Source organism: Bradyrhizobium sp. Leo78 (assembly GCF_059512425.1).
In genome coordinates this window covers 158,065-182,327 of the sequence record NZ_JCAMOT010000003.1, presented here as the reverse complement: position 1 = coordinate 182,327, position 24,263 = coordinate 158,065, and the positions used below count along the sequence as shown (strand labels likewise).

25 protein-coding genes are annotated in these 24,263 nt (G+C 62.7%); 14 read left to right on the top strand and 11 right to left on the bottom strand.

From position 1 onward, the window contains the following. Nucleotides 1–14: 14 nt before the first annotated feature. From AC5ZG1_RS05530 to AC5ZG1_RS05520, 3 genes are read left to right on the top strand one after another with little or no spacing between them, the layout of a single operon-like run. Nucleotides 15–863 carry an MBL fold metallo-hydrolase gene (locus AC5ZG1_RS05530; protein WP_463328344.1) on the top strand — a complete coding sequence of 283 codons (849 nt, stop codon included), beginning with the start codon at nucleotides 15–17 and terminating at the stop codon, nucleotides 861–863. Nucleotides 864–883: 20 nt separating this feature from the next. After that, nucleotides 884–2,455 carry an isochorismatase family protein gene (locus tag AC5ZG1_RS05525; protein WP_496132202.1) on the top strand — a complete coding sequence of 524 codons (1,572 nt, stop codon included), beginning with the start codon at nucleotides 884–886 and terminating at the stop codon, nucleotides 2,453–2,455. A 12-nt stretch (nucleotides 2,456–2,467) separates the two neighbouring features. Continuing rightward, the gene (locus tag AC5ZG1_RS05520) at nucleotides 2,468–3,094 is read left to right on the top strand and encodes an FMN-dependent NADH-azoreductase (RefSeq protein ID WP_496132201.1); all 627 of its coding nucleotides are present in this window, start codon (nucleotides 2,468–2,470) and stop codon (nucleotides 3,092–3,094) included. On the opposite strand, the gene AC5ZG1_RS05515 is transcribed toward AC5ZG1_RS05520, so the two are convergent. Together AC5ZG1_RS05515 and AC5ZG1_RS05510 are read right to left on the bottom strand one after the other, a co-directional pair. After that, entirely contained in the window at nucleotides 3,095–3,727 is a 633-nt protein-coding gene (locus AC5ZG1_RS05515; protein ID WP_496132200.1) for a LysE family translocator, read from the bottom strand. A gap of 697 nt (nucleotides 3,728–4,424) precedes the next feature. Next, on the bottom strand, nucleotides 4,425–4,979 hold the full coding sequence (locus tag AC5ZG1_RS05510; RefSeq protein ID WP_496132199.1) for a DedA family protein: 555 nt from the start codon (nucleotides 4,977–4,979) through the stop codon (nucleotides 4,425–4,427). 137 nt (nucleotides 4,980–5,116) lie between these two features. Here AC5ZG1_RS05510 and AC5ZG1_RS05505 point away from each other — a divergent pair, with 137 nt between their 5' ends. The 3 genes from AC5ZG1_RS05505 to AC5ZG1_RS05495 all read left to right on the top strand — a co-directional run bounded on the left by AC5ZG1_RS05505 (nucleotide 5,117) and on the right by AC5ZG1_RS05495 (nucleotide 6,833). Next, nucleotides 5,117–6,070, top strand: coding sequence for a cation diffusion facilitator family transporter (locus tag AC5ZG1_RS05505; protein WP_496132198.1), 954 nt, complete (start codon nucleotides 5,117–5,119; stop codon nucleotides 6,068–6,070). A 125-nt stretch (nucleotides 6,071–6,195) separates the two neighbouring features. Further along, complete coding sequence (locus AC5ZG1_RS05500; protein ID WP_130229773.1) at nucleotides 6,196–6,417, top strand: hypothetical protein; 222 nt, start codon at nucleotides 6,196–6,198, stop codon at nucleotides 6,415–6,417. Nucleotides 6,418–6,428: 11 nt separating this feature from the next. Beyond that, nucleotides 6,429–6,833 carry a hypothetical protein gene (locus AC5ZG1_RS05495; RefSeq protein WP_245287252.1) on the top strand — a complete coding sequence of 135 codons (405 nt, stop codon included), beginning with the start codon at nucleotides 6,429–6,431 and terminating at the stop codon, nucleotides 6,831–6,833. 14 nt (nucleotides 6,834–6,847) lie between these two features. Here the strand turns inward: AC5ZG1_RS05495 and AC5ZG1_RS05490 are convergent, their stop codons facing one another. The 3 genes from AC5ZG1_RS05490 to AC5ZG1_RS05480 all read right to left on the bottom strand — a co-directional run bounded on the left by AC5ZG1_RS05490 (nucleotide 6,848) and on the right by AC5ZG1_RS05480 (nucleotide 11,025). Then, the gene (locus AC5ZG1_RS05490; RefSeq protein WP_464344936.1) at nucleotides 6,848–7,405 is read right to left on the bottom strand and encodes a GNAT family N-acetyltransferase; all 558 of its coding nucleotides are present in this window, start codon (nucleotides 7,403–7,405) and stop codon (nucleotides 6,848–6,850) included. Between the two features lie 6 nt (nucleotides 7,406–7,411). Further along, the gene (locus tag AC5ZG1_RS05485) at nucleotides 7,412–9,769 is read right to left on the bottom strand and encodes an Orn/Lys/Arg family decarboxylase (protein WP_496132197.1); all 2,358 of its coding nucleotides are present in this window, start codon (nucleotides 9,767–9,769) and stop codon (nucleotides 7,412–7,414) included. A gap of 104 nt (nucleotides 9,770–9,873) precedes the next feature. Next, the gene (locus AC5ZG1_RS05480; RefSeq protein ID WP_496132196.1) at nucleotides 9,874–11,025 is read right to left on the bottom strand and encodes a DJ-1/PfpI family protein; all 1,152 of its coding nucleotides are present in this window, start codon (nucleotides 11,023–11,025) and stop codon (nucleotides 9,874–9,876) included. A 271-nt stretch (nucleotides 11,026–11,296) separates the two neighbouring features. Here AC5ZG1_RS05480 and AC5ZG1_RS05475 point away from each other — a divergent pair, with 271 nt between their 5' ends. Then, a complete protein-coding gene (locus tag AC5ZG1_RS05475; protein WP_028163244.1) occupies nucleotides 11,297–11,686 on the top strand; it encodes a COG4315 family predicted lipoprotein in 390 nt (129 codons plus the stop codon). A 113-nt stretch (nucleotides 11,687–11,799) separates the two neighbouring features. On the opposite strand, the gene AC5ZG1_RS05470 is transcribed toward AC5ZG1_RS05475, so the two are convergent. The 4 genes from AC5ZG1_RS05470 to AC5ZG1_RS05455 all read right to left on the bottom strand — a co-directional run bounded on the left by AC5ZG1_RS05470 (nucleotide 11,800) and on the right by AC5ZG1_RS05455 (nucleotide 14,378). Next, a complete protein-coding gene (locus AC5ZG1_RS05470) occupies nucleotides 11,800–12,243 on the bottom strand; it encodes a cupin domain-containing protein (protein WP_456645528.1) in 444 nt (147 codons plus the stop codon). Between the two features lie 63 nt (nucleotides 12,244–12,306). Next, nucleotides 12,307–12,861, bottom strand: a complete 555-nt coding sequence (locus tag AC5ZG1_RS05465) for a PAS domain-containing protein (protein WP_456645527.1) — start codon at nucleotides 12,859–12,861, stop codon at nucleotides 12,307–12,309. Between the two features lie 353 nt (nucleotides 12,862–13,214). Next, nucleotides 13,215–13,916, bottom strand: a complete 702-nt coding sequence (locus tag AC5ZG1_RS05460) for a site-specific integrase (RefSeq protein WP_456645526.1) — start codon at nucleotides 13,914–13,916, stop codon at nucleotides 13,215–13,217. Between the two features lie 288 nt (nucleotides 13,917–14,204). Then, nucleotides 14,205–14,378, bottom strand: a complete 174-nt coding sequence (locus AC5ZG1_RS05455; RefSeq protein ID WP_456645525.1) for a hypothetical protein — start codon at nucleotides 14,376–14,378, stop codon at nucleotides 14,205–14,207. A 407-nt stretch (nucleotides 14,379–14,785) separates the two neighbouring features. Between AC5ZG1_RS05455 and AC5ZG1_RS05450 the strand changes: the two genes are divergently transcribed. The 4 genes from AC5ZG1_RS05450 to AC5ZG1_RS05435 all read left to right on the top strand — a co-directional run bounded on the left by AC5ZG1_RS05450 (nucleotide 14,786) and on the right by AC5ZG1_RS05435 (nucleotide 19,276). After that, nucleotides 14,786–15,076: a DUF1330 domain-containing protein gene (locus AC5ZG1_RS05450; RefSeq protein ID WP_456645524.1), complete on the top strand. Its 291-nt coding sequence runs from the start codon at nucleotides 14,786–14,788 to the stop codon at nucleotides 15,074–15,076. A 307-nt stretch (nucleotides 15,077–15,383) separates the two neighbouring features. Next, nucleotides 15,384–17,129, top strand: coding sequence for a tetratricopeptide repeat protein (locus tag AC5ZG1_RS05445; protein ID WP_496132195.1), 1,746 nt, complete (start codon nucleotides 15,384–15,386; stop codon nucleotides 17,127–17,129). Between the two features lie 197 nt (nucleotides 17,130–17,326). Then, entirely contained in the window at nucleotides 17,327–17,839 is a 513-nt protein-coding gene (locus AC5ZG1_RS05440; RefSeq protein WP_496132194.1) for a hypothetical protein, read from the top strand. A gap of 429 nt (nucleotides 17,840–18,268) precedes the next feature. Then, the gene (locus AC5ZG1_RS05435; protein WP_496132193.1) at nucleotides 18,269–19,276 is read left to right on the top strand and encodes an acyl-CoA desaturase; all 1,008 of its coding nucleotides are present in this window, start codon (nucleotides 18,269–18,271) and stop codon (nucleotides 19,274–19,276) included. Here AC5ZG1_RS05435 and AC5ZG1_RS05430 read toward each other — a convergent pair. Further along, on the bottom strand, nucleotides 19,234–20,163 hold the full coding sequence (locus tag AC5ZG1_RS05430) for a class I SAM-dependent methyltransferase (protein ID WP_496132192.1): 930 nt from the start codon (nucleotides 20,161–20,163) through the stop codon (nucleotides 19,234–19,236). The two genes, AC5ZG1_RS05435 and AC5ZG1_RS05430, sit on opposite strands and share 43 nt — an antisense overlap. Nucleotides 20,164–20,433: 270 nt before the next feature. On the opposite strand from AC5ZG1_RS05430, the gene AC5ZG1_RS05425 reads away from it, so the two are divergent. Then, nucleotides 20,434–21,231 carry a rhomboid family intramembrane serine protease gene (locus AC5ZG1_RS05425; RefSeq protein WP_409334819.1) on the top strand — a complete coding sequence of 266 codons (798 nt, stop codon included), beginning with the start codon at nucleotides 20,434–20,436 and terminating at the stop codon, nucleotides 21,229–21,231. Between the two features lie 199 nt (nucleotides 21,232–21,430). Continuing rightward, the gene (locus AC5ZG1_RS05420; protein WP_456644673.1) at nucleotides 21,431–21,859 is read left to right on the top strand and encodes a CBS domain-containing protein; all 429 of its coding nucleotides are present in this window, start codon (nucleotides 21,431–21,433) and stop codon (nucleotides 21,857–21,859) included. Between the two features lie 3 nt (nucleotides 21,860–21,862). Here AC5ZG1_RS05420 and AC5ZG1_RS05415 read toward each other — a convergent pair whose 3' ends face one another. After that, on the bottom strand, nucleotides 21,863–22,915 hold the full coding sequence (locus AC5ZG1_RS05415; protein WP_496132191.1) for a patatin-like phospholipase family protein: 1,053 nt from the start codon (nucleotides 22,913–22,915) through the stop codon (nucleotides 21,863–21,865). A 218-nt stretch (nucleotides 22,916–23,133) separates the two neighbouring features. On the opposite strand from AC5ZG1_RS05415, the gene AC5ZG1_RS05410 reads away from it, so the two are divergent. After that, on the top strand, nucleotides 23,134–24,198 hold the full coding sequence (locus tag AC5ZG1_RS05410; protein WP_496132190.1) for an RgsD C-terminal domain-containing protein: 1,065 nt from the start codon (nucleotides 23,134–23,136) through the stop codon (nucleotides 24,196–24,198). Nucleotides 24,199–24,263 lie beyond the last annotated feature (65 nt).

The window sequence follows — 24,263 nt, the reverse complement described above, 5'->3', positions numbered from 1 at the left end:
TCGGGAGGGAATGGATGCCGCTGGAAATCAAGATCCTGGACTATGGCGATATCGAGTTGGAGTCGAGCTTCCTCGTGCTCGGGCGCGACTGCGGCCGCACCCGGCGCGTGCTGACGCTCGGTTTCCTGATCCTCGGCGGCCCCTATCCTGTCGTGGTCGACACCGGCTATCGCTCCAACCAGATCATGGAGACGCTGGGCATGCGCGGCCTGCAATTCCACGAGAACATGATCGAGAACCAGCTTGCGCGTCACGGCGTACGCATGGGCGACGTGCGCTTCGTCTGCCACACTCATCTCCATATCGACCACGCCGGCAAGGACGATCTGTTTCCGATGAACACGACCGTCGTTCTCAACCGCCGCGAGCTGGAATATTCCGTGTCCGGCCTGATGCATCCGCAATATCCGGCGCCCGACATCAAGCACCTGGTCGACCGCTTGCACACCAAAGGCGCGCTGCGCTTCCTCGATCTCGAGATCACCGGCCCGATCGAACTGATGCCCGGCGTCTATTGCGACGCCGCCAATGCTCACACCGAGGGCTCGATGAATATCCACGTCCACACCGCCGATGGCATCGCCACGATCTGCGGCGACGTGATCTATGATTTCAACGACCAGATCGTGACGCCCTTCAACGAGATCCATGACTGGGAGCCGCGAACCACCGGCAACCACGGCACCAGCAAGCGCGCGGAGAAGGCCGCGATCAAGAAGCTGCTCAGCAGCTCGCGCTATCTGCTGCCGGTCCACGACCGACCCGCCAAGATCGAAGGCGGTGCAGTGGTCGGCCGATTGCACGACCAGGTGCCGGGCCCGATCGTGCAGAGCCTGCCGGAGCGCCACTGGTTCCCGGCGTGAGCGCAAGAGGACTTTAGCCGATGACGCACGTCACGCTGCGGCCGGAATTCGAGAACCTGATCGATCCCTATGCGCCGGTCGGCCAGGTGGGCACCGGCTTCGAGTTCACGGAGGGCCCGATCTGGCATCCGACCGATCATTATCTCCTGTTCTCGGACATGCCGGCCGACGTGCGCCGGCGCTGGGATGCGCGGCGCGGCGTCGTCGAGGTCAGGCGCCCCTCCAACAAATGTAACGGGATGACCTATGACTCGGAGTTGAACCTGATCGTCTGCGAGCACGCCACCTCCTCGCTGATCCGCGAGCGGCCGGATGGACGGCGCGACGTGCTCGCTTCGCATTTCGAGAACCAGGAGCTCAACAGCCCGAACGACGTCTGTGTCCATTCGAGCGGCGCGATCTATTTCTCCGATCCATGGTATGGCCGCATGCCGGTCTATGGCGTCGAGCGGCCGCGCCAGCTCGGCTTCCAGGGCGTCTATCGCGTGCCGCCAGGTGGCGGCGCACCCCGCCTGCTCGTCGACCGCAATTTGTTCGAGCAACCGAACGGACTCTGTTTCTCGCCGGACGAGCGTGTGCTCTACGTCAACGACACCGTGCAGGCGCTGATCCGCGCCTTCGACGTCGAGGCCGACGGCGCGCTCGCTAATCCGCGCGTCTTTGCCAGCAACATCCGTTCAGAGTTCGAGCCCGGCGTGCCCGACGGCATGAAGTGCGACCAGCACGGCAATGTCTGGGTCACCGCGCCCGGCGGCGTCTGGGTCTATTCGCGCAGCGGCGAATTGCTCGGCAAGGTGCGCCTGCCCGAGCTTGTCGCCAATCTCGCCTGGGGCGGTCCTGACTTCCGCACGCTTTATCTGACCGCGACCCATTCGGTCTACGCGATCCCGACCAAGGTCGGTCCGCGTCACGAGCCCTATATGAGCGGCCGGCGCGGTAGCGCTGCTGCGGCTTCTTCGGCGCCCGCCCCTCACCTGACCGATGGCGAGATGCGGCTTGATCCGCAGCGCTGCGCGATGATCATCCAGGATCTGCAGAACGACGTCATCATGGACGGCGGCGCGTTCGCGGAATCAGGTGCGCCGGCGCATGCGCGGCAACAGCGCGTCGTCGACAATGTTCGTCGCCTTGCGGAAGTCGCGCGCTCGCGCGGCGTCGTCATCATCCATGTCTGGTTCATCGTCGAGCCGGGCGCGCCGGGCGTCACGCTGAATGCGCCGCTGTTCGAAGGCCTCGTCGACAGCAAGGCCATGGTGCGCGGCAGTTGGGGCGCCGCGCCGGTGTCGGGGCTCGAGCCGCGCGCGGGCGATTTCGTCGTCGAGAAGATGCGCATGAGCGCCTGGGAGGGCACGCGGCTGGAAACCATCTTGAAGGCCACAGGCCGCGACATGATCATCAATACGGGTGCCTGGACCAACATGTCGGTCGAGCACACCGCCCGCACCGGCGCTGACAAGGGCTATTTCATGATCGTGCCGGAGGATTGCTGCTCGACCATGAATGCGGACTGGCACAATGCCTCGATCAACTTCGCGCTGCAGAACGTCGCGGTCGTGATCAACGCCGACATCGTCATCAAGGCGCTGGAGTGAAAGGCGCAAGGGGTGCCCAAGCTCCTTCATCTCGCCTGCTCGCCGCGCGCCGATTCGGAATCGGCAGCCGGCGCGCGCATCTTCCTCGAGCATTTTCGGAAAGCGCGGCCGGACTGGGACATCGACCTGATGAACCTCTGGAGCGATCATTTACCAGAATTTTCCGGCGCGATCCTCGATGCCAAATACGCCCGCCTGAAGGGCCAGGCTTTCACTGATGCCGAGCGTGACGGCTTCGCCGCCGCCGAGAGCATCGCCTTGCGTCTCGCTCTCGCCGACCGCGTGCTGATCTCGACACCGATGTGGAACTTTGGCATTCCTTACAAGCTCAAGCATTGGCTCGACGTCATCATCCAGCCCGGGCTGACGTTCCGTTTCGATCCGTCGCAAGGTTATCTGCCGCTGCTCAAAGACCGGCCGACGCTCGTCATCCTCGCCAGCGGCAGCGACTTCATCACCGGCATGAATCGCGGACGCATCGATATGGCGACGCCCTATTTGCGCGAGGCGCTCCGCTTCATCGGCATCAGCAGCGTGCGTTTCGTGCCGATCGGGCCCACCACCGGCCCGGCCGAACCAATCCGAATCGCGCGCGAGCATGCCCATCGCCGTCTCGCCGAGATGGCGGTGAACTTCTGATCAGGCGATCCCGAGGGAATGCACGCCGATCATTGCCGCCAGCACAACGAGCGCGATCGCGCTGAGCCTGTAGCCGATCGCAGGGCCTACCCTGCCGCCAAACCCATGGCGTAGCGAAGTGCCGAGCAGAAACCAGCCGGCGCCAACTGTGACAATCTGGGTCGCCAAAGCCGCAAGCCAGGGCAGCAGCTCGACCGGACCGATCGCCGATGGCAGGATCGTGAAGGCAAAGATGATCGCCTTGGGATTCAGCAAGGTGGTGACGAAGACACGGCCAAAGGTCACCGGCGCAGCGTCGCCCACCTGACGAGCTCCATGACGCCAGAGCATCGCAGCGAGGTAGATGAGATAGATCACGACGGCGATCCGAAGGCCGATCCCGAACTCGGGTACCGTCGCGATGACCGGGCCCAGGATGGATCGCAGCAAAACGATGGCGAGCAGGTAACCGCTCAGCTCCGCCGCCAGCAGATGGGCCGAGCGACATGGTCCGACGCCGGCTCCCGATGTAGCAAGCAACGTATTGGTTGGGCCTGGCGTTGCCAGCAACGACAGCGTGGCCGCGACGAAAGTAACCTTGTCCATTGGCCCATTTATCGCGACTTCGAGCGATGCCGCCTTGATCTCGATCACGAATTGGTCGATCGAGTGTGGACTGGTCGTCAGATACCGATGCGGCTATCCGCCATTTTTTCTAACGATTTCAACGTGATTTGCCGCGTCCAGACCTTCGCACAAAAATAAATCGCTTAACCCGTCGGGCAAATCAGTGATTTAACTCCGCGCGTCTCAGCGCGAATGAGGGGCGGGTCGCGATCGTCACGAACGTTGCGGTGAGATGCGGTGGACGGGAGTGTCACGACTGACGAGCGTGGCACTCACGGACGGCGAAGTCGTGTGGTCCTGGCGCCCCGACGCTGGCGCTAAGTTTTTTTGCGCGAAGAAATCCGCGCGAGAGGCGATGGTGGCAAGAAAGCCCGGTCACCAAGGAGAGCACGAAGGAAACCGTAACACCATCGCGCAGGGAAAGCCGGAATGCTTCGGTTGAACCTGTGGTCCTACCCCCGTGCTTTTTGTTGCACGGGACCCACGGGTGCAACCAGCACCCGGCTTTCCCTGCGCCCTCTGTGCTTCGAGAGGGCGGAACGTGATGCAAAGCTCGGACGCAAAGCGCCGCGAGAATGCGAACGCACATCCTCTCGCTGTTTGAAATTTGTATCGGAACTCACCACCCGTCATTGCGAGCGGAGCGAAGCAATCCATGCCTCCGCAAGTGGCGAGATGGATTGCTTCGCTCCGCTCGCAATGACGGCGTCAGCGAGCGCGCCGCTCACCGCCAAAACCGCTGCACCACATGCTCCCACAGCCACGCCCACACGATCCCGCCGATGTCGCCGAGTTGCAGCAGCACCGCGACCCAGATGAACGCCGAGACGAAATTCGCGATCTGGAACGGCTGCTGCGGCATCCGCAGCATGCCGGCGACGATCGGCACCGAGGCGCGCAAGGGGCCGGAGAAGCGGCCGATGAAGATCGCGAGCACGCCCCATTTCTTGAGGAAGGCCTCGCCCTGCACCAAAAGATGAGGATACCGCGAGAACGGCCACATCCTGGCGATCGAATGCTCGAACTTGCCGCCGATCCAGTAGGACAGCCAGTCGCCGAACGCTGCACCAAGCGCGCCGGCGAGGAGCATCGGCAGGAAGGCGATGCCGCCGCTCCGCATCATCGCGCCGATCGCGACCAGCACCGCCCAAGCCGGCACGAGCAGCGAGAGGAAGGCGAGCGATTCAGCGAAGGCGAGGGCGAACACGATCGGCGCCGCCCAGGCGCGGTGATCCCTGACGAACTCGACGACATGCCGGGCGGAATCTTCGAGGGACATCGTACCGCCGCTTCCGATCCGCCTTCGCCGTCACCGCCACTGGAAATCCGCGATGGGGAAGCCGGTTCCAGGAACATCACTCTAACCTGCGGAACGCGTCGCGGCATCCGCAGTTTGGAATTGCGGTAAAGAGAACCATGGCCCGGGTTTCGTCGCGATCAAAGAAAATTGTCTATGCGGCCCTGGCGGGCAATCTCCTGGTGGCCGTGACAAAGTTTGCCGCGGCGCTGTTCACCGGCAGCTCCTCGATGCTGAGCGAAGGGGTGCATTCGCTGGTCGATACCGGCAATGAAGCGCTGTTGCTCTACGGCTACCATCGGTCCAGCCTGGAGCCGGATGCAAGCCATCCGCTCGGCTATGGCCGCGAGCTGTATTTCTGGAGCTTCGTGGTCGCGATCCTGCTGTTCGCGCTGGGCGCCGGCGTCTCCCTCTATGAGGGCGTCTCGCATGTGATGACCCCGATCCCGATCGAGAATGTGATGGCGAGCTATGTCGTGCTGGCGCTGTCATTTCTGTTCGAGGGCGCCTCATGGTGGTTCGCGCTGAAGGGATTTCGCGCTTCCAAGGGCGGCAGCAGCTATTTGGAGGCAGTGCGGAAAAGCAAGGATCCGCCGTCTTTCATGGTGCTCTTGGAGGATACGGCCGCGCTGGTCGGCATCTCGATCGCCGCGCTCGGCATCTATTTGTCGGTCCGCCTGCGACGGCCCGAAATCGACGGTGTCGGCTCGATCCTGATCGGCCTGGTGCTAGCGGCAACCGCCTGGCTATTGGCTCGCGAAACCAAGGAGCTCCTGATCGGCGAACCCGCACACAGTGCGATCAACGCATCGATCGTGGCGCTCGCCGAGAAGGAGCCGTGCGTCGAGGGCGTCAACGGCGTCACCACCGTTCACCTCGCCCCGGACCAGATTGTGGCAAGCCTCAGCCTGGAATTTTCCGATGAATTGCGCACTCCGGATATCGAGCGCTGCGTCGAGGCGCTGGAGAAGCGGATCCGCGCGGCGCATCCCGAAGTGGTCTCGCTGTTCATCAAGCCACAAACCCGCCACCGTTATGAGGCGGTGCGCCGCGGCCGGTTCGGCGGTGGCTAAAATTGAGGCGATCATGCCGGCGTGCGAAATCGAAAGGTCTCTCGCGACTTTGCACTGGCGCAGTCGGAACTTTCGCCCTAATCTCTCATTAGCTTTGCAGTTTCATCCAGCAAGGGAGTGCGGGGATGGCGACGCAAATCGTGATGGATCACACTGGCGACAGCCGGCACAATTTCAATCCCGCCGACGAGAAGGCCCTGCGCGAAGCGCAACTGCGCTTCGACGCACTGATGAAGAGCGGCTACACCGCTGCGGTGCGGGACGTGTCGGGACAGCCGACCGTGGTCCGTTCCTTCGATCCGAAGGCCGAAGAGACGCTGTTCTATCCGCGACTTGTCGGCGGCTAGGCCGGTCCGTCATGTCCGGCAGGCTGTCGCGGGCGTTCGCCGAGGCCGCGCGGCTCTCGCGGGCGGCTTGGCGGCGGTTCGTCGAATATTGCGTGCTGGATGACAGCCAGTCGCGCGGTCTGGCGCTGCTGAAGGAATGGCTGACGCCCGAGCAGCTCGTGCAGTACGAGACGAGCGGCTATTTCGACGTCGTTGGCTGCCACTCCGGCAAACGCTACCGGATCCGGCACGGCACCGGCATGAACATCTATGAATTGGACGAACTCGGCCGGCTGCATGCGGGCTGGTGTTTCGTGCCGAGGGATACGCTGGTGGCCGGAGACGTCATGCTGGCGCAGAAGATCGCGCTCGAGGCCAACGAGCGCTCGGCGCTTGCGGTGGCGCGGAGCTTCCCCGTGCGCTGGCGGCCGACATAGCCGGCCGTCGCAGCTTAGCGTCGCGACAGCGGGGCTGGCGGCGGCGGCTCGGTGGTGCCGGGGCCGAGCGAGCGCTGCACCATCACGGTGTCGGCCCAGCGGCCGAAGCGATAGGCGACGCCCGGCAACAGCCCGGCGCGGGCGAAGCCGAAACGCTGATGCAGCGCCAGCGATGCGGCGTTGTCGCTGTCGATATAGCCGATCATCTGGCGAAAGCCGGCCGCCGCGCAGGCGTCGATCAGTTCGCCGAGCAGCAGGCGCCCGATGCCGCGGCCGACCTGGTCGTGACGGACATAGATCGAATGCTTTACCGCATAGCGATAGGCCGGCCGCTTCCGAAACAGCACCACATAGGCATAACCGACCACCTCGCCGTCGCGTGTCGCGACCAGATGGGGCAGGCGATGGTTGCGGAAATTCTTGCGCCGGTCGCGGAAATCATCCGGCTCCGGCACCCCGCTGTCCTCGACGCTGTCGTCGACGCCGCGCCTTATGTGGCGGCGGTAGATCGACAGCATGGCTTCGACATCGGCCTCGCGCGAGGCCCTGACGATGATCCGCTCTTCGTTCATCGGCCGTCACTCGGAAATCACGTAGGTGAACAGGCGCACGTGGCCCGCATCGTCGATTTCCTTGTAGACGCCCTGGATCTCGACCTCGAAGCCCGGGAACGCATTGAACGATGCCTCGAACATCTTGAGGTAATCGATCATCGGCCGCGTCTGTTCCGACAGCCGTTCACCGGGCACGATGGTGGCGATGCCGGGCGGATAGACCACGAACGGCGTTGCGGCGATGCGGCCCGAAATTTCGCCGATCGGGAGATAATCGACGTCGTTGCGCACGAGGTAGCGTGACGCTTCGCGCGGCGACATCGCGATCTCGGGCAAATGCTCGGGCAGGAACTGCTTGCGCTGCAGCGCGCTCACATCGGCCGCGCGGAAGAAGCGGTGCATGTCGCCGCAGAGGTCGCGCAGGCGCACGCCGGCATAGCGGGCAGGCCGGCGGCGGAAGAATTCGGGGATCACGTCTTCGAGCAGCGCATTGTCGTCATGCAATTTCTTGAAGGCGACGAGCCCCGAGATCAGCGTCCCCGCCTTGCTCGCCTCGACGCCGGGGGTGAGCAGGAAAAGCAGGGAGTTGAGGTCGTTCTTCTCGGCGACGATGCGGTTCTCCCGCAGATATTGCGCCACCACCGGGGCGGGGATGCCGTGTTCGGCATAGGCGCCCGTGGCATGGTCGAATCCCGGCGTGAGCAGCGTCAGCTTGTTCGGGTCGGTCATGGCAAAGCCCGCCGTCATCTCCGGGAAGCCATGCCAGCTATCGTCAGGCTTGAGCTGCCAGAACGCAGGGTTGGTCGCGAGCTGGTCGGTAGAGATGGTTTCCCAGGCGACATTGTGCGCCCCGCCTTCGCGCGCGACGTCCGGGATCATCACGCGATCCGGCACGAATGGTTCGAAGAACCAGCGCCGCTCGGGACGCGCCTCGTTCTCCTCGAACTCGCGGCGGGCGGCGCGGATTTTCTTGCGCAGCTCGATGCCGAGCCGGATCGTGTCGTCCCACAGCACCTCGCCGGAGCGGCCCTTCATCATCTGCGCGCCGACGTCGAGCGAGGCGAACAGCGGATAGAACGGCGAGGTCGAGGCGTGCTGCATGAAGCTCTCGTTGAAACGCCGGTGTTCGACCCGGCGCTTCTGGCCCTTGATGTGGCGGTCGCGGACATGGATCTGCGAAGCCTGCGAGAAGCTGGCGAGCTGCTTGTGGGTCGATTGCGTGGCGATGATGCCGGGCGCCTCGGGGCCGAGGTCGGCAAGTCCCATCGCGAAGCGGCCGGCATAGATCGGATGGAACTTCATGAAGCCGGCCCAGGCTTCGTCGAACAGGATGTAGTCGCAGAGATGACCGATGCGCCTCAGGATCATCTCCGCACTATGAATGGTGCCGTCATAGGTGCACTGCTCGACCACGGCGACGCGGAAGGGACGGGGCCGCTTCCAGGCCTCCTTGTCCTTGACCAGCGGATGGTTGCGGATGCGCTCGCGCAGCGACGTCTCGTCGAGCATGTCCCAGCGCATCGGCCCGATCAGCCCCCAGGCGTTGCGAACGGTCGGCACATAGACCGGGATGCCGCCGCCGAGCAGCAGCGCGCCATGGTGGGCGGCCTTGTGATTGTTGCGGTCGAACAGCACGAGGTCGCCGTCGGTGACCAGCGAGCCGAGTGCGACCTTGTTGGACGTGGAGGTGCCGTTGAGCACGAAATAGGTCTTCTCCGCGCCGAAGATCCTGGCGGCTTCCTTCTGCGCCCGCAGTGCCGGGCCCTCATGGGTCAGGAGGTCGCCGAGGTCGAGCACGGAATTGTCGAGGTCATCGCGGAACACGGCCTCGCCGAGATGTTCGACGAACACGCGTCCGATCGGGCTGCGGCTGTAGAACACGCCGCCATTGTGGCCGGGGCAGGTCCAGAGCTGGTTGCCCTCTTCGGCATAGTCGACCAGCGCGCCGAAGAACGGCGTCTTCAGCGTCTCCGCATATTGCTTCAGCCGGCTGATCAAATTCTTGGCAATGAACGGCGGCGTTTCCTCGGACAGGAACACATAGCCGTCGATGAAGTCGAGCACCTCGACCGGCAGGTCCTCGAACCGCTTGCGGCGGATCAGGAGGATGATCGGGAAGTCGAGGCCGCGCCGCCGCATCAAATTGATCAGCGATGCGGTCTTGCCCTCCAGCCCCTTCTTGCCCCAGTCCACCACCATGCAGCCGATCGCCGCGTCGGTCTGCACCGCGATCTCGGCATCCTCGAGCTTGCGGGCGCGCACGACCTCGAAGCCGGAGCGCTGGATCTCGTCGATGATCTGGTTGAAGCGGATGCCCTCGAGATCCTCCGGATCGAATACGGGCGCCGCGAACAGGAAGGTGAAGCGTCGGAAATAGTCCATCGGTGTCCTCGAAATGGTCCGAGCGAGAAGTCGGCACATTTCGTGACAGGCAGATGACGGTGGCGCCGGCGGGGGAAAATTGTTGGTGGCGAGCCGACGCCGCTTCAATCCGGTACGCGTTGCCTCGGATATTCGAGCTGCATGGCGACGAAATCGGCCGTGCGCCCGCCATAGCGTGCCTCGATCCGCAGCAAGGTCTGCTCCAGCGCCTGCGCCGGCGCCAGTGATCCGACCGGTTGCAGCAATCGCTCGGCGGGCCACTGGGCCGCGACCTGATCGGGCAGGATGCGCAGGCCGTTGCGGCTTGGCTGCGCCTCCGCCGTCGCGGCAAAGGTCACGGTGCGCGAACGATAGGTCCGCGACCAGGCGTCGGCGGCGAGCGCGAGCGAGACTTCGTCGATGCCGGGCGCAAGCGCGATGCCGAGCTGCTCCTTGTTCCAGAACGCGAGCGTGTTCCCGATCGCCGTGAGCGCGAACGGTCGTGTGAACTGGAACGCGCCGCTGTCGTGGCGGGCATCCCAATGGGGCAGGCCGATGTCGCGGGCAACGGCTTCTGCCTTCTCGCGGCCGGCGATCGCTTCGACCAGCGTGAGCGACATCGGCATCGAAGCTGTGATCCCCGTTGTGGTCGCAACGCCCTGGTCGACCACGATCCTGCGGTCCCTGATGTAATGGATCGTCGGATGCTTCTCGCGCAGGTCTTTCAGGGAGTACCAATGCGTCGTCGCGCGCTTGCCGTCGAGCAGTCCAGTGCTGGCGACCACCATGGTGCCGACGCAGACACCGATGACGATCGCGCCCTTTTGCGCCTGTTGCCTGATCCATTGCACGACGACCGGATCGTCGTCACGGCTCATGGCGGGGACGATGACATAGTCGGCGCCATCAGGGTGCTCGGCATCGAATGCTGCGATGGTGGCATCCGGCTCGACCTTCAGCACCGGAAACAGCGTCACCGGTCCGGGTCTCGTCGCAAGCGTCACCACGTCGGCGACGTCGGCGCGCTTGAGGATGCCATAGGGCATCAGATAGTCGGTGGTTTCGGTCTGCTCATTGATGCCGACGATCGCGATCAGCGGCCGCTGCCGTTTCGGCGGCTTCAACGCCGCGATGGTCGCGTCACCCTCCTGGCTTGCGATCGGCGGCGCGTTTCCAGACGCAGCTCGCGAGGGCAGCGTCAGAAGCCAGCCACCACCAATGGTCAAGAAAAGCGCGGCGGCGGCAACACCGCCCCACGCGAAAAGCCGCCAGTTCATTGCTTACGTCGCTCAACGAATTCGTCACCTCGCCCCCTCCGCGCAACTTACTCGCTCACGCCGCGCTCCGAAATGACGCAAATCCGGCAAAAACCGACACAGGGGGCAATGGATGGACAGGGGCGGATCGGTGAATTTCGCCGAAAGCCACTTGCCGAATTATTCCCCTCGTCAAGCAGACGTAGCGAAAAAATTCCTCGTGCTCTCCGGCGGAATAGAACGCGCCTCCGTATGTCCTACTCATGCAAGCTATTTCCTTACAGGAGCTATCATGAAGAACCCATCGATTGGTTTCGCACTCGCCACCGCCATTTCCCTGGCGACGGTCTCCGTGGCGTTTGCCGCACCGCCGACCAAGACCGGAACCACCGCGAAGGGAAGTGTGCTGACGGATGCGAAGGGCATGACTCTCTATACCTTTGACAAGGACACTGACGGCAAGTCTGCCTGCAATGGTCCTTGCGCGACAAACTGGCCGGTGCTGAAGGCTGAGGCGAGCGACAAGGCGGGCGAGGGCTACACCATCATCACCCGTGATGATGGCTCCAAGCAGTGGGCCTACAAGGGCAAGCCGCTTTACACCTTCGCCAAGGATCAGAAACCCGGCGACATCACCGGCGACGGCTTCCTCAACGGCGCCTGGCATCTTGCGCAGCCGTGATGAGCTGAGCTCGCAATAATGCGAGAGGCGGATCAGCGCAGCATGATCCGCCGTTCACGCTAGTTGGCTTGCACACCTGCCTCGCGCGGGGATGCAAAGAAGTCGGCGGCCCGTTATTTCGTGTGTCCCCACGCCTCGTCCCAGTCCGCACCAGCCGCGTCGACGACGCGGCCGTCGGCTTCGAAGAACTTGTTCGGCACCTGGAAGATCGCGAGGATCAATCCGCCTTCGGGGCACCAGGCGACGTGGCGGCTGCCGGCCTCACGCCAGATGAACTCGCCCGCTTTCGCGGCAATGCCCTGCGCGGGGCCTTCCTTGTCGACCAGCGAACCCTCGAGGACATAGGTCTGCTCGATATTGACGTGCTCGTGGTCGGGCAGCACCGTACCCGGCGCAAAGCGCATCAAGGCCGTCATCAAGCCGGTCTTGCGGTCGAACAGCAGCGTCTTGGCCTCGCAGCCAGGGAAACGGGTCTTTTGCCAGTCCATTTCCTGCGGGCGCACGAGATGGGAATGCGTGTCGGCAGTCTGATGCGCCTGCGGCGTAGCAGCGTCCATGGCGTTCCTCCGGTTTCGTTGAACCAAAGGGATGATAGCCGGATCGCGCAGCCGCGTCAGCGGTTACCGCAGTCCCTCATAGACCATGAATCCGCGCGCGATCGCGAGCTTTCGCAGCGCGCGCGGCACAAATCTTTCCGGCGGGTGCAGATAGCGCCACGAGGTCAGCGTGAAATCGGAGAGCGTGGTCGCAACGCTCTCGAATGGTGCCAGCAGTCCGGTGAGGCTCACCGGCACATGCGCTCGGTTGTTGAAGGGAAGCAGCAGCAATTCGAGATGCGCCGGCGTGCCCGCTTGGCTCGAGGCCGTGACGCCGGCGACGGCGGGCAGCATCTCCTCGGCGACGAAGGCGACGACATCCTCGACCTGGCGGCGGCTCTCACCGGTGAACAGCTCCGAAAAGCTCTTGTTCTTGAGGTCGCGGCCGAGCAGGGCGCAGACGCGCGTGCCGGCGACGCGAAAGGGAAAGCCCGCCTCATGCTCGTAGGACAGCACGAAAATGTCGCCGAGCCGCTCGCGAACGGCCTCGGGATCGAGGTCGCAGCGATCGGGGGCGCGCGCGTTGCCACGCGTCTTGTCCCAACAAGCGAAGAATTCGCGGCTTCCCGGATGCTTCATTCAAGAACCTTGCCTCGCGCTCGCCGCGCCGGGACACATCTGTCCCGGTTTTTGCGCAAGCGCATTCATTCTCAGTAGTGCAGGGGAACTTTTGCAGCGTCCATGCCGCGGCCACGTTTTCGCAAGCTTTCCGGCAGCTTTGCGGCGTTAACGTTAAGTTAACTATGAGCTTGGCGCCGCCCGCATGCCCCTCTACTGTCCGCTCATTCCCGTTCTTGCCGGCCGTTCTCCAGGGGCCAGCGGGTTGGTACACAGGTGGCGTCGAACAATCAGGTCATCGGGCGGGGAGGGGTGGGATGTGCTCCCGTTCCCTCTGGCGCGACAAGACCGACAGCAGCAGAGGGCGGGCCTTCTCAGGGCCCGCCCTTATTCCTTAGGCGATTGTTTTTCCTTGGTTTTTCGCCGCTTTGGCAAACCTGAGCCGCCCTGTTGGCAAATCCTGTTCTGTTCATGTTCGCGGTGAACGCGCGGATAACCTTCAGCTCATTCTCGACGTGCCGCGTGTAGTGGGCACCCATTCGCTTGTCGCGGTCACCGAGCGCTGCCGCCACTTCCTCGTCGGTGGCACCGGTCTCGCGCTTCCTTGCCGCGGCAAAGGTGACGCGCAGGCCATGCATCGTCAGGCCTTCGCCGACCAGCCCTTCCTTCTTCAACGCGCTGATGAAGTTGCTGAACTGCCGGCCAAGCTGGCGCGGTGTATCCCATCGACCTCCGGTGTGCTTCGTCGCGATGATGCCTTGACGGCGCAGAGCGGTGAGCGCGGTATCGACGGCGTTGCCGGCCCTGTGCCCATGTCTCTCAATTGCGAGTTTAAGCACGTCGATACTCTGCGGCCCCGCCATCAGTGCGCTAATGATGATGGATTTTTGCGGTGGTCGAGGTTGAGCGTGTCGCTCGTCTTCTCTTCCGTTTCGCTTGGCAGCGCCGCGGCGTGCCTTCAGCTTGTCGAAGTCGAGGTGAAACCTCGCCACGCCTTCTGTGTGGTGAAGCAGGCGCAACACCGCACCCACCTTTGGCTCCTCTACCTCGATCGTGATGGGGAATAGGGTTGTCATTGCGCTCCGCTCCGTTTCGTGAGGCGGATGCGTAAAGCGCATTACAGGGTTGTAACGCAAAACAACTAGTGCTGAAGGTTCGTGAGTCTGGCGCTCGCGTACCGCTAGAGTCTATTATTTGGCCACAACCAGTCGGCAATAAATAGATCATAAATAGAGATGCAAAGCGCCGCCTTTTCCTCGGTGTGAACTCGCCGGCTGGGCATAAATTTTTTTGGGTCCGAAATCATCAACAACGCGGCCGGCGCTAATCACGAAGCGCTATCGATATGTAGTCCGTGCCAGTGCTCACTTGACGATGCTCGCTTTCCATCCCTTCGAGTGAATGAAGGCGCGAGCCTCGTCGCCGGTCATCCCGACCAGCTTTTTGATGATCGGTGCCGCGCGCCGCACAACGCCATCGGTCTCAAAGCCCGCGACGAAGTGCGGCGCGACGATGCGAACGAGGATCAGTAGCCCCATTTGCCGACGGTGCGAGCGCAGCGGGCCTTGAACTGGCGTTTCACCTTGTTGTGCCGCCGGTGATCGCGTGCGGACCTAGACCGGCCGCGCTTGCCATAGAATTTAGTTTTCATCGCTCTTTCCCTTCTGATGCGCTCGCGAATAGCCGGCGCGCCAGAAGGCTTTCGATCTCGCTAGGTGCGAAGTCTATGTGGAAGATGTCCCAAAGAAATATTGATGCCATTTAGGTCGTGTACTCGCAAAGTCGTGGATGTCAGGGTTCTGACGAAAGCGGACATCTTGCGATCCGTCTGAGCATTACTGCTCGTGACCCCTTGCGGACATTTGATTTGACGCGAGTGGATGCAGCCCCCGATGCTGCCTCACTGGGGAGCGGCGTTCGATACAACTGGATCGGGAGACCGCAAATGGCGGCTTACATGATTTTTGACGTCGATATTCGTGACCCAAACCAATACCAGGAATTCATGTCGGGTGTGAAGCCTGCGCTGGAGATGGCCGGAGGCAAATATCTGGCTCGAGGCGGAGCTCACAAGGTCTACGAAGGAGATTGGGAACCTCGCAGGATTGTCTTGCTGGAATTCCCGTCGATCGCGGCATTTGAGGCGTTTTACAACGGCGCAACGTATCAAGGACTCAAAAGCATAAGAGACGCTTGCAGCTCAGCGCGTTTGGTCGGCGTGGAGGGCCTCGGCTGACGGCTCGCTGGGCAGCACGTTTGGTATCCGCTATTGGCCCCATGCAGCGGTTGGAGGATGTCTGCTATTCAGCCGCTGTCAGGGGAGAAGCAGACATCTGGGCCACTGGCCAAAAATGACGCGAATGACCCCGAGCCGACATAGAGCGGATCGAAATCTCGCAGCGCAACGAGCCCCTGACATGGTCCCGGCAATGCCGCTTGGGGCAAACAGCGCTCTGCGAATTTACCGCTCACAGGTCCGCAACAAAGTGCTAGGCTCTTCCTTGTCCCCAGCGGCGTGGTTAATCGAGTCGTGCGGAGGGGCTGTGACCGAGCAGCGGGTTCAAAGGCGACTGGCGGCGATCTTGGCCGCTGACGTGGTTGGTTACTCTGCGTTGATGCAACGCGCTGAGGAAGCGACGTACGCCGAGTTCGAGCGGCTCAAGCGAGAACTGATCGAGCCCAGCCTATCCCGCCACGAAGGGCGACTTATCAAGACAACGGGTGATGGCGCGCTCGTCGAGTTCGCGAGTCCCTTGGCCGCCGTGAGATGCGCGGTTGAGATACAGGATCATCTCGCCTCGGGCAGCAGTCCCTTCAGGTTACGCGTTGGGCTCAACCTTGGTGACGTTATCGTTGGGCAGGACGGTGAACTCTACGGCGACGGGATCAACATTGCGGTCCGGCTGGAGGGGATCGCCGATCCGGGCAGCATCCTGATTTCCGAAAAGGTGTACAGCGAGGTCGAGGGCAAGCTGGACGTTGGCTTCGAGGACCGGGGCGAACAGCAGCTCAAGAACATCTCCAAGCCGGTCCGCACTTTTGCTGTACGCGCGGGAGCGTTCTGCGCGCTGAGCGATAGGCTGAGTGCGGTCCCGCCACTCCCGGACAAGCCGTCCATCGCCGTGCTGCCATTTCAGAACCTGAGCGGCGATCCCGAGCAGGAATATTTTGCGGACGGAATGGTTGAGGAGATCACTACGGCGCTTTCGCGGTTTAAATGGTTGTTCGTGATCGCGCGAAATTCGAGTTTCACTTTCAAGGGTAGACCTATCGATATCAAAGAGGTCGGACGCAGGCTTGGCGTGCGCTATGTCCTTGAGGGTTCCGTGCGCAAGGCAGCCGGAAAAGTCCGCATCACCGGGCAGTTGATTGACGCGGTGACGGGCGCGCACATCTGGGCGGACAGGTTCGAGCGCGACCTGACTGACGTTTTCGCGCTGCAGGACGAAGTAACGGTCGCGGTTGTCTCAGCTATCCAGCCGAAATTGTTTCAAACAGAAATTGCAATAGCGGCGCGGCGGCGGCCGGAAAATCTCACCGCCTATGATCTTTTTCTCCGTGCTTTGCAGCAGTTTTACTTAACGACCCGCGAAGGGGTGGCCGAGGCGATAAGCTTGGCTCATCGCGCTTTAGAGCTAGACCCTCGGTTCGGCTTCGTCGCAGTGCTGGCAGGTATCTGCCGCATGCGAAACGTCCTTTATGGTTATGCTGTCGACCCTCAATTCGAGAGGAAGGAAGCAGTTCGGCTTCTTCGCATGGCGTTGAGCACCGACGTTGATGATCCAGATACGCTAGCATTTGCTGCCGTAATCTCGGCGTTCGTGGTCGGCGATAGTGAAACTGAAATCGAAATGGCCGACCGGGCGGTTGCGCTCAACCCAAATTCATTTAACGCATGGAACTGCAGAGGCTGGGTCTATATTATTGCGGGGCAGCTGGAGGAAGCGGTCCGGAGCTTTGAATGTGCCATTCGTATGAGCCCGGTCGACCCGCTGCTACACACCACGTTGGCTGGGATGGGGCTTGCCTTTATTGGCCTTGGTCGCTTTGACGAGGCGATCGGCGCAGGGAAGAAAGCCCAACGTCAGAACCCTTCCTATCCGCCAACTTACAGCTGTCTCGCTGCTGCTTTCGGCCATCTCGGACGCTATGCTGAGGCGCGTGAGGCGGCGGCGCGTCTGCTTGAGGTCGATCCCGCCTTCACAATATCCGCACGGATCGCCCGGCGCGGGCAGACAACATCGAGGCTGTTGACGGAGGGTCTTCGGAAGGCGGGGTTGCCCGAATGAACCGGGCTCGCTCGCATCGACGGGCTGATCATAGGGCGCGATTTGCTGCGATGCATGAGTCCGAAAGTGGCCCAACTCGGACTTCTATTGAGGTCTGCTATTGCGCTGCTATCGGGGGCACAGCAGACCTCATACGCGCCGTGATCTGCGGCGCGGGTTTAGCAGCCGCATGAACGCCCTCCACGTGTCGCAGCGGCATGTTCCGGCGCGCGGCGTGGCCGCAGCAGACCTTGTCTGGCTCCGAGTGGCAGGCCCATGCGGTGCCGTTGGTGTTGCACAAGGCGGCGATCTCTCCGACGCCGGGCAGGCACCCCAGATTGAACCCCATCTCGGTCGCCGGATTGCCGATGTCGAAGGGGCAGCCGACGCAATACCTTTGTGAATTTCAGGCATTTTCTGTTGGCCAAATCTCGTTTTGTTCGGTGGGTTTGGTGGTTTCGGTGGCCGTTGGCCACAAATTCCACAGCAATATCAACGATCTGGCAGCCTTCTCAGGGCTCGCCCTCAATGCCTTTAGCAGGCGTTATCTGCTTGATTTTTCCTTGACTTTCTGGCTTCGATCCTGGGTCCGTTTTCCAGAACGCCTTCTTGGCGGGAACCGATCTCGGGAACGCCCAGATGACCTTCGCCCCGTTCCGGATGTAGCGGGTGCTGCGCCGTTGTCGGTGCGGCGCTTCAGGGGGCAGGCGCACACACGGTTGGGAACGTGAGTGCCTCCACACGACCCAGCCACGACACGTCTGTTCGTACGACGAATTGGAGCGCCGTTCCAAGCGGATCTATAACCTCCGAGACGAAGACGAGCTGTGAGCGACATCTCGAAGGCCGTCGAGTTTGTTCTGGAGAACCAACAGGACGCGGTGCAGTGCGGTCAGATGCCGATCTAGACAATCTACGAGCCGCAGATTGTGGAGAGCTGGGTGTGGGCACGCTAACGTGGCGGGTGTTCCGTTGGACGAAATCTGCCATCTTCGATAGCCAAGGTGGGGAATTGAACGATTCGGTGGCTTGAAGTGCCAAGTGTCAAGTTGAAGTTATTCTAAGAAGCTGTAGCGCACCCGGAACCTGCGACAAGTCGTCGAGAGCACAGCGCGACACAAAGCAGCGTGACACCGAGCGCGCTTCATGCGAACACTCAAATGATGGACACATCGGAGATATATCCTGCCGCTGAGCGCCGGTGGCCGCCCACGATTGTGATTGGCCGCACGCCCAGGGGGCCCGTTCTGCGCATCGAGCTGCTGCAGGTCCTGTCGATCCTCAGTCTTGTCCTGGTGGCGACGGGCAGCATCGCAGGCGTATGGTGGTTCTCGCTCCACGGCATCACCTGGTTTGAGCCTTTGCTGTTGCTGTCCGTGACTTTCGTCACCGGCCTCGGCATCACGCTCGGCTACCATCGCTTGTTCTGCCATCGCGCCTTTGTCGCCCGTGCGCCGCTCGCGGCGGCGCTCGGAATTCTTGGTGCGATGACCATGCAGGGCCAGATCCTGGGGTGGGTCTCGATCCATCGCAAGCATCATCGATACAGCGACCGGCCCGGCGACCCGCATTCACCGCGCCCGCGCGGAGCCGGGATTGTCGGCGCCATCCGAGGCTTCTTCCAGGGCCATGTTGGATGGGTGATGTCCGACGCCTACTGCGTGTACGTCGACTACGTGCGCGATCTACGCCGCGATCCGGTCGTTCGCTGGGTTGATCGTTGGTATTGGCTGTGGGTCGCCGCCAGTTGGATCATACCCGGCTTCATCGGTCTCGCCTGGTACGGGACGATGGATGGATTCTGGGCCGGCTTCTTCGCGGGCGGTCCGCTGCGCACACTCTGGCAGCTCAATTGCACCTGGGCGGTGAACTCGATCGCGCATCGTTTCGGCCGACGGCGCTTTGAGACACGCGAGGACAGCCGCAACAGCGCGCTGGTCAACACTCTCACCATGAACGGCGAGGGGCTGCATAACAACCATCACGCCTTCCCCTGGTCAGCAAGCTTCGCGCTCTTCCCGGGCGAGATCGACCCCGGCTATTGGGCGCTGCGCGGTTTCGAGGCCATGGGCTGGGCGACAAAGGTGCGTGTGCCTGCCCAGCACCTCGTTGCAGCGCGGGCCGCTCAGCCGACGACCGATCCCTTGCGCTCGAGCACCAAGCGATAGAGCGTCACGGCGCCGGCGAGATAGGCATCCAGGCACGTCTTGAGATTGTGCATGTAACCGCTCACCATCTCACGCCCCACGAGCGCAACCAGATCGGCCTCCTGGCTCCGCAGATTCCTTAACCAGGCTCGCAGCGTGTAGATGTAATCGCGCGGCTTTCCTTCGAGATGCACGAGGTCAAACCAGCGTTCGCTGGCGAGCAGCATCTCACTGGCGTGAGGCAAGTTGCCCTCGAGCCAGAAACCATCGATTCCGCTTTGGCTGATGTGGCGGGCCTCGCTGCCGAGCTCGATGTTGCCCCAACCGTTGACCTGGATCGAAGCCCGGCCACCGACCCTGAGCGTGCGAGCGCAGAACTCGAAGAACAGACTGTAGGCCTCGATACGCTGCTGACGATCCGCCGCCTTGCCGGCGAAGTGCTCCATCGCCTCGAGGCTCACGATCGCGTCAAACGGGCGATTCGACTGATAGTCCTGCCAGGCCGAAATCTCGGTCACGAAGTTCCGCGGGGCGTAGCTTCGTACGTACTCGGCCTGGTTGTCGGCAAGCGTCAGGCCGACATAGTCGATGTCCGGCCTGCGCACCATCAGCCGCTTGATGAGGCTGCCCCAGCCGAACCCGACGTCAAGCACACGCTGCGCGCTGTCCGCTCCAGACATATCGATGTGCCAATCGAGCTTGCGCAGTTGCGCCGCCTCAAGCGTGTCGCGATTTCCGGGCTCGTTCCAAATGCCAGCCGAATACGCAAGATTGGGCCCGAGAAACCGCTCGTAAAGCCGCGGCTCGCGGTCGTAGTGGGCCTGAATCTCGGCTTTCGACGCCCCCAGATTGGGGATTGCCGCCGCGGAGGTTTCGAGAATGGTGTCGGTTAGGCGAGTGCTGGCCATCACAGCTCCAGGAAATCAAGGTATTCGAGAGAGTACCCCAAACTATGATCGGCTCATACCCCACCGCAACCCTTGACGATCACGTGCGGGATGAGCGCTGGTCGGGGCTAAGGCCGCCGGTTTTTCTAGAATCGTGGAATGATTTCAGGGGTAGGCTAGCATTCTCAGGGCCCGCTCTTATTCTTTCTTACCTGTGCACTTGCACAATGCGGCCAAAGCCGCCTATCTGGGATGATCGCCCATCCGCGCCGCGCTAAGGTCATCAGTCCCTTGGAATCGCAGTTTGAACCTCCGCAAGATGCGCCGCCGGATCGTCCGCACGAGCCGATCCTCACCTTGCCTCCGGCGCTGACCGCCTACATCGCGCTGATCGCGGTCATCCACTTGCGCGTGCTGCTGCCGCCGGAGTGGGAAAACTGGACCATCGACGTCTTCGGCTTCATTCCGAAGCGCTACGATTCCACGCTGCTCAACATCACCTTCCCCGGCGGCGAGGGCGCCAAGGTCTGGACCTTCGTTACCTATTCGCTGCTGCACGCCAATCTCACCCATATCATTTTCAACGTGCTTTGGCTGTTGCCGTTCGGCAGCGCGCTGGCGCGGCGGTTCGGCGCGCTGCGCTTCTATCTGTTCATGGCGGTCACGGCGGCTGCCGGTGCGCTCGCGCATCTCCTGACGCATGAGCATGCGATCGCGCCGATGATCGGCGCATCCGCGTCCGTCTCCGGCACCATGGCGGCCGCGATCCGCTTTGCCTTCGTGAAGGGCAGCTTCCTCTCCTTCAGCCGCGGCGACGCAGAGGCGGCGGCAAAGGTGCCGGCGCTGTCGCTGTCGCGCGCGCTGCGCGATGGTCGCGTGCTCGCCTTTCTCGCGGTCTGGTTCGGCGTCAATCTCATCTTCGGGATCGGCTCGATCGCGATCGGAGCCGACGGCGCCAGCGTCGCCTGGCAGGCGCATATCGGCGGGTTTCTGGCCGGGCTCGTGCTGTTCTCGTTGTTCGATCCGGTGCCGCGGGAACGCCGTCATGCTGCAGATGCGTTGTCGCCTGACGGACCGGACCGCGTCTGATAGCCGCTTGCGGCTGAGGGCGATTTCATCCATCATTGATTGAAAGTTGTGACGCAAGCTGCCGCCTCTTGCGCTGCATGATGGCCGCGCTTGTTGCCCACCGCGCCGGAAACGAAAACTGCGCGGAACTGTTGATTGAAGACTCGCGAACGATGTCGCGCCTCCTGGTCGAGGCGCGGCAGGGATTCAGGAGGCGCCAATGACGGTACGTTCCATTCTCGATTCCAAGGGTCATCAGATCACGAGCGTCCCGCCGGACGTGACCTTGACCGATGCGATCAAGACGCTCGGCGAGCGCAAGATCGGCGCCGTGCTGGTCATGAAGGAAGGCAGCATCGAAGGCATCTTGTCGGAGCGCGACATTGTGCGCGTGCTCGGCGAGCGCGGCGCCGGCGTGCTCGAGGAGCCTGTCAGTGTGGTGATGACGCGCAAGGTGGTCAGTTGCCGTCCGTCCGACACCGTTGCCGGCATCATGGAAATGATGACGCTCGGCAAATTCCGCCATCTGCCCGTGCTCGAGGACGGCCGCGTGGTCGGCTTGATCTCGATCGGCGACATCGTCAAGCGCCGGGTCCAGGAATACGAAGCCGAGCAGGAAGCGCTGCGCGACTACATCAAGACGGCCTGAAATCTATTCCTTGGTCTCGTCGGGGATTGCGCCGGTAGCCGTAGTCGCTGCCGGCGGCGCCAGGATGTCGATTGCTTCCTGGATCGACTCGATCGCACGCTCGGCGGCGCGAACGCCATGCGCGATCAGCTCATCCGCGCGATGGAAATCGAACCATCCGATCTTGCCGACCCGCGGCGAGATCAAGAGGTCCGGCGGATCGCCGGCGAGCCGCGCGCGGGTGATGCGGTCCTGCATGATGTTGAAGGCGTCCACCATCACGGTCGAGATGCCGGGCCGCGTGCCGCTGCCGAAGAATTCGCGCTTCATGGTGCGCTCGGCCGAGAAGAACTTGCCAAAGCGTCGCTTCGGCGGGACCGGGTCCGGAACGACTTCGGGCACGACGGTGACCTCGGTCGGCTGGCCGTGCGAATAGATCGTCGTGGAATGGTTGAAGACGTCGCTGGAAAGATTGGCGGCGATCACGATCTCCGCGCCAAAGGCCCGCGCCGCCGAGACCGGCACCGGATTGACCAGCGCACCGTCGACCAGCCAGCGGTCGCCGACCAGGACCGGAGCGAAGATGCCGGGCAGCGCGTAGGAGGCGCGCATCGCATCGACGACGCGGCCGTGGGTCAGCCAGATCTCATGGCCGGTCCGCACCTCGGTCGCGACGCTCGCAAACTTCACCAGCAGATCCTCGATCTGGGTCTGGCCGATCGAGGCTTCGAGCTCGGCGGCAAGCTTGGTGCCGCCGATCAGGCCCGAGCCGTTCAGGCGGATATCGAGATAGCCGAAGATGTTGCGCGGCTGCAGGCTGCGCGCCCAGGCTTCCAGCGTATCGAGATGGCCGGCCGCGTAGGCGCCGCCGACCACGGCACCGATCGATGTGCCGACCACGACATTCGGAATGATGCCGTGCGCGATCAGCGTCTTGACGATGCCGATATGGGCAAAGCCGCGTGCGGCGCCGCCGCCTAGCGCCAGCCCGATCACGGGCCGCCGCTGGGCGCCAAGGCCTAGCTTCTCGGAGCCATCGGCGCTCTTCTGGCTCCGGCCCATCCAGCTATCCAACACTCTGACTTCTCCTGCCGACGCGAGATTAGGCTCCGCGACGAGGCGCCGCCAGAATCGTTCGCATGCATGGTTTATGCCCTAGGAGCATAGCGCGTAGGGAGGGATTGTGACTTGAGCGCGACCGCCAGGCCAGGGTGGAAGCGTGGGTTCCACAACAGCAACCCTGCAGGACTACGGAGGCTTGAATTTGCCGCGTTTTCGTTGAAAAGCATCATTCCATGACTGTTTGGGGCGATCGCATCGGACGATGCGGGCGGGGCGTGCTGCTTCGCTCGGTGATTTGGCTTGTTCTCGCCTTGGAATTAGCGGTTCCGACCGCCGTTTCGGCGCAATGGTTTGGTGAGCGGCCGCCCCCGGTACCGCCGGCCGCGGTTCCCGATGCCGGGCCCGCGATTAACCTCGCGCCGCCTTCCGGGGCGGGATCGGCACCAAGCCTGCCGGCCCCATTGACCCAGCCGACGATCATGCAGCCCTCGACCACCACGGCCCCGCCGGCCGGGCCGCCGCCGGGGACGCAGACTGCGAACCAGGCGGTGCTCTCGCTGACCGCCCGCTATGGCAAGGATCTGCCGGTTATCAACAATGGCCTGGTATGGCGGGTCTTTGCCGACAAGCCTGATGACAACGGCACCTTCAAGCTGATCCGTGAGGACCGCGGCGCCAGCCCCAACATCGTGTTGCCGCCGGGCAATTACGTGGTCCATGTGGCGCTCGGCCTGGTCAGCGCCGTGCGCGCCGTGAGCCTGAAGTCGGAGACCGATCGCGAGTCCTTCATCCTGCCGGCCGGCGGCCTGCGGATCGAAGGCCGGGTCGGCTCCAGCAAGATTCCGCCGAACCAGATTTCGTTTGCGATCTACAAGGGCAGCCAGTTCGACGGAGCGGACCGCGGCGCCCTGGTCCCCAATGTCGCCGCCGGCGACGTCGCGCTGTTGCCGGAGGGGACCTATCACATCGTCTCCAACTATGGCGACGCCAATTCGGTGGTGCGTTCCGACATCCGCGTCCAGGCCGGCAAGCTCACCGACGCGACCGTCATGCATCGCGCGGCCGTCATCACGCTGAAGCTCGTCGGCGAAAAAGGTGGCGAGGCGCTGGCGAATACCGCATGGTCGGTGATCACGCCGGGCGGCGACGTCATCAAGGAATCGATCGGCGCCTTCCCCCGCGTCGTGCTCTCAGAAGGCGAGTACCGCGCCATTGCCAAGAACGAGGGCAAGGTGTTCGAACGGCCCTTCAACGTCGTGAACGGCGTCGACGGCGAGGTGGAAGTCATCGCGCGCTAGATACGAGTAAAATTTTCAGCGACTGTCATAGTCTCTAACGCGCACTAACCAAGATCTGACTTTGA

What these genes read in the sequence shown, in the direction of transcription:
- AC5ZG1_RS05475 (WP_028163244.1), top strand. Translation starts at nt 11,297, where the DNA reads ATGAAGAACCCATCGATTGGTTTCGCACTCGCCACCGCCATTTCCCTG.
- AC5ZG1_RS05455 (WP_456645525.1), bottom strand. Translation starts at nt 14,378, where the DNA reads ATGGGGCTACTGATCCTCGTTCGCATCGTCGCGCCGCACTTCGTCGCG.
- AC5ZG1_RS05440 (WP_496132194.1), top strand. Translation starts at nt 17,327, where the DNA reads ATGTTCCGGCGCGCGGCGTGGCCGCAGCAGACCTTGTCTGGCTCCGAG.
- AC5ZG1_RS05500 (WP_130229773.1), top strand. Translation starts at nt 6,196, where the DNA reads ATGGCGACGCAAATCGTGATGGATCACACTGGCGACAGCCGGCACAAT.
- AC5ZG1_RS05510 (WP_496132199.1), bottom strand. Translation starts at nt 4,979, where the DNA reads ATGTCCCTCGAAGATTCCGCCCGGCATGTCGTCGAGTTCGTCAGGGAT.
- AC5ZG1_RS05435 (WP_496132193.1), top strand. Translation starts at nt 18,269, where the DNA reads ATGATGGACACATCGGAGATATATCCTGCCGCTGAGCGCCGGTGGCCG.
- AC5ZG1_RS05420 (WP_456644673.1), top strand. Translation starts at nt 21,431, where the DNA reads ATGACGGTACGTTCCATTCTCGATTCCAAGGGTCATCAGATCACGAGC.
- AC5ZG1_RS05470 (WP_456645528.1), bottom strand. Translation starts at nt 12,243, where the DNA reads ATGGACGCTGCTACGCCGCAGGCGCATCAGACTGCCGACACGCATTCC.
- AC5ZG1_RS05495 (WP_245287252.1), top strand. Translation starts at nt 6,429, where the DNA reads ATGTCCGGCAGGCTGTCGCGGGCGTTCGCCGAGGCCGCGCGGCTCTCG.
- AC5ZG1_RS05410 (WP_496132190.1), top strand. Translation starts at nt 23,134, where the DNA reads ATGACTGTTTGGGGCGATCGCATCGGACGATGCGGGCGGGGCGTGCTG.
- AC5ZG1_RS05530 (WP_463328344.1), top strand. Translation starts at nt 15, where the DNA reads ATGCCGCTGGAAATCAAGATCCTGGACTATGGCGATATCGAGTTGGAG.
- AC5ZG1_RS05505 (WP_496132198.1), top strand. Translation starts at nt 5,117, where the DNA reads ATGGCCCGGGTTTCGTCGCGATCAAAGAAAATTGTCTATGCGGCCCTG.
- AC5ZG1_RS05525 (WP_496132202.1), top strand. Translation starts at nt 884, where the DNA reads ATGACGCACGTCACGCTGCGGCCGGAATTCGAGAACCTGATCGATCCC.
- AC5ZG1_RS05450 (WP_456645524.1), top strand. Translation starts at nt 14,786, where the DNA reads ATGGCGGCTTACATGATTTTTGACGTCGATATTCGTGACCCAAACCAA.
- AC5ZG1_RS05465 (WP_456645527.1), bottom strand. Translation starts at nt 12,861, where the DNA reads ATGAAGCATCCGGGAAGCCGCGAATTCTTCGCTTGTTGGGACAAGACG.
- AC5ZG1_RS05460 (WP_456645526.1), bottom strand. Translation starts at nt 13,916, where the DNA reads ATGACAACCCTATTCCCCATCACGATCGAGGTAGAGGAGCCAAAGGTG.
- AC5ZG1_RS05430 (WP_496132192.1), bottom strand. Translation starts at nt 20,163, where the DNA reads ATGGCCAGCACTCGCCTAACCGACACCATTCTCGAAACCTCCGCGGCG.
- AC5ZG1_RS05485 (WP_496132197.1), bottom strand. Translation starts at nt 9,769, where the DNA reads ATGGACTATTTCCGACGCTTCACCTTCCTGTTCGCGGCGCCCGTATTC.
- AC5ZG1_RS05490 (WP_464344936.1), bottom strand. Translation starts at nt 7,405, where the DNA reads ATGAACGAAGAGCGGATCATCGTCAGGGCCTCGCGCGAGGCCGATGTC.
- AC5ZG1_RS05480 (WP_496132196.1), bottom strand. Translation starts at nt 11,025, where the DNA reads ATGAACTGGCGGCTTTTCGCGTGGGGCGGTGTTGCCGCCGCCGCGCTT.